The sequence below is a fragment of the Niameybacter sp. genome (genome assembly GCF_036655075.1).
In the GTDB taxonomy this organism is placed as follows: Bacteria; Bacillota; Clostridia; order Lachnospirales; family Cellulosilyticaceae; genus Holtiella.
Map to the genome: position 1 here is coordinate 1 of NZ_JAVVQU010000101.1, position 2,608 is coordinate 2,608.

Sequence of the window (2,608 nt, forward strand, 5' to 3'; positions counted from 1 at the left end):
GAGAGCACCTGCCTTACAAGCAGGGGGTCATAGGTTCGAGCCCTATAGCGACCATATTTATACCACAAACAAATATGGCGGAATAGCTCAGTTGGCTAGAGCACATGGTTCATACCCATGGTGTCGGCGGTTCAAATCCGTCTTCCGCTACTAGATAAAATCAGATACAATTTGGTATCTGATTTTTTTTATAGCAGATGTATAGAGGGTAATCAATCGATTGCTATTTGAATAAATAAATTGGAGAAAATATCTAACTTATTATGTGCTTGACATTTAGTAGTGTGTGGCATATGATAAGTATAATTAATAAATGCATAACGAAGACTTATAGTCCCAGACTATATTTCGGAGTATAAGATGAAGAAAAGCGATGATAAGAACAAGTAGTAGCTAAGGACGCATACAGAAAGCAACCGGTTGATGAGAGGTGCATGTACGAATTAGTTATGAATACATCTTTGAGCTTCACACCGAACCCGGATGAGGAAAGTAGGCTGTGACGGATTCCTGCACACGTTATAGTGCTAGAGTATTAACCCACTTATGGGCGTACTCGAAGAGGTAGATCATGTGAATGATCTATAAACTGAAGGTGGTAACGCGAGAGTAGCTCTCGTCCTTTTGAATCAAAGGGGTGAGGGCTTTTTTTATTGGATTCATTTATTGAATTTAATAGAGACATTCTTGCGAAAGCGTTTCTAAGTCTTATAGAACTTGCTTATATTAAACTCAAACTTTAAATTTATTTTAAACCAAAAGGAGTGTTCAATATGAGTAAATCTACACAGGAACAAATGCGCATTATTACAAAAGGTGTGCATACATTAGTCAATGAGACAGAACTTGAGGCAAAGCTTAAGAAAGCTGAAAAAGAAGGCAAATCTTTAACGATTAAACTAGGTCTAGATCCAAGTGCACCAGATATACACTTAGGCCATGCAGTTGTATTACGTAAGATTAAGCAAATGCAGGACTTAGGGCACAGAGCAGTAATTGTCATAGGAGACTTTACTGGTAAGATAGGGGACCCTACAGGAAAATCTAAAGGTAGAAATGCCTTGACTACTGAACAGGTTGAAGCTAATGCCAAGACTTATGCAGAGCAAATTTTTAAAGTACTAGATAAAGATAAGACTGAAGTACGCTTTAACAGTGAATGGCTTTCAAAGTTAAATTTTGAAGATGTCTTAAGACTTGCAGCGACTACCACCGTTGCACGAATCTTAGAAAGGGATGACTTCCAAAAACGTTATAATAGTAATACGCCTATTGGAATTCATGAATTTTTCTACCCACTTATGCAAGCATACGATTCTATAGAGCTTGAAGCGGATATTGAACTTGGGGGAACAGACCAAACCTTTAATATCTTGATGGGCAGAACTTTGCAAAAGACTATGGGTCAAGAACAGCAAATTGCTATGTTCATGCCTATTTTAGAGGGATTAGATGGCGTAGAGAAAATGAGTAAAAGTTTAGGAAACTACATCGGAGTCAGTGAACCAGCCAATGTAATGTTTAAAAAAATCATGGAAGTACCAGATGAGCTGATTATCAAATACTTTGAACTGGCAACGGATGAACATCCAGACCGTATTGATGCAATCAAAGCATCACTTGCTCAGGGTGCCAACCCAAAAGATGTGAAATTAGAACTTGCCCATATTATTACAGGGCTTTACCATTCAGAGGAAGAAGTAGTGGGTGCGGTGGCATACTATGAAGCGGCATTTAGTAAGAAAGCTATTCCTACAGATATTCCATCCTTAGCATTAGAAGAGGGACAACAGACACTTTTAGATGTTATTCCGGTTTTAGTGCAAGAAGGATTTGCTCCAAGTAGTAGTGAGTTTAGACGTATGATGAAACAAAAAGGTGTACAACTCAACCAAGTAGAGGTAAACGATCTTGAGCAGACTATCCAATCAGGAGATATTTTGAAAATTGGAAAGAAAAAATTTGTAAAATTTGAGTAATTATGTGATACACTAATCAATAAGAAGATTACTGACAAACTCCTAGGACATCTACGTTAAAGAAAACGTCCTAGGAGTTTTTGTATAATCGGTAAGTTCTAATTTTCTATTGTGCAAAGTAATTAGAGCGAGAAACGTAGGAGTAGCTACTTTCTAGTATGGTAGGAATGGGAATACTTGTGGTAGTTATAGGTAGCATCGTGGTTTATATAGGCATAAGGATGCTTAATAAAGCTACAAACCCTGTAAATATAAGCATACATGAGGTGTGTAACCTATAAGGAAATAAACAAGAAATGAAAGCTTAAACTCATCTTGAAAAAAATAATAAAAAAATACGTTTTAGTGTTGACAAGTGTCAATGGATAATGTAGAATAAATCTTGTCAGTGAGACAGATATTCCTCGATAGCTCAGCGGCAGAGCATTCGGCTGTTAACCGAAGGGTCGTAGGTTCGAACCCTACTCGGGGAGTTTCCAATATAGGGGCATAGTTCATCGGTAGAATAAGAGTCTCCAAAACTCCAGAGGATGGTTCGATTCCTTCTGCCCCTGCTTCGTTTCACTAGACAGTCTTTATGGGGGCTTAGCTCAGCTGGGAGAGCACCTGCCTTGCACGCAGGGGGTCAA

General features: G+C 38.3%; 1 protein-coding gene, 3 tRNA genes and 1 other annotated feature. All 4 genes read left to right on the forward strand.

Features of this window, described 5'->3' with window-relative positions; all coding sequences use genetic code 11:
- The first annotated feature begins 76 nt into the window (after positions 1-76).
- The 4 genes from RRY75_RS14105 (at position 77) to RRY75_RS14120 (ending at position 2,533) form a co-directional block, all read left to right on the forward strand.
- Positions 77-150, forward strand: a tRNA-Met gene (locus RRY75_RS14105).
- Between the two features lie 214 nt (positions 151-364).
- Positions 365-627, forward strand: a binding site (T-box leader).
- Between the two features lie 146 nt (positions 628-773).
- Positions 774-1,979: a tyrosine--tRNA ligase gene (tyrS, locus tag RRY75_RS14110; protein ID WP_332528093.1), complete on the forward strand. Its 1,206-nt coding sequence runs from the start codon at positions 774-776 to the stop codon at positions 1,977-1,979.
- A gap of 401 nt (positions 1,980-2,380) precedes the next feature.
- A tRNA-Asn gene (locus RRY75_RS14115) sits at positions 2,381-2,452 on the forward strand.
- Positions 2,453-2,462: 10 nt separating this feature from the next.
- Positions 2,463-2,533: transfer RNA gene (locus RRY75_RS14120), tRNA-Trp, on the forward strand.
- Positions 2,534-2,608: the final 75 nt, after the last annotated feature.

Bases quoted from the DNA above. Each gene is read 5' to 3' on its own strand.
- tyrS (WP_332528093.1), top strand. From the start codon at position 774: ATGAGTAAATCTACACAGGAACAAATGCGCATTATTACAAAAGGTGTG.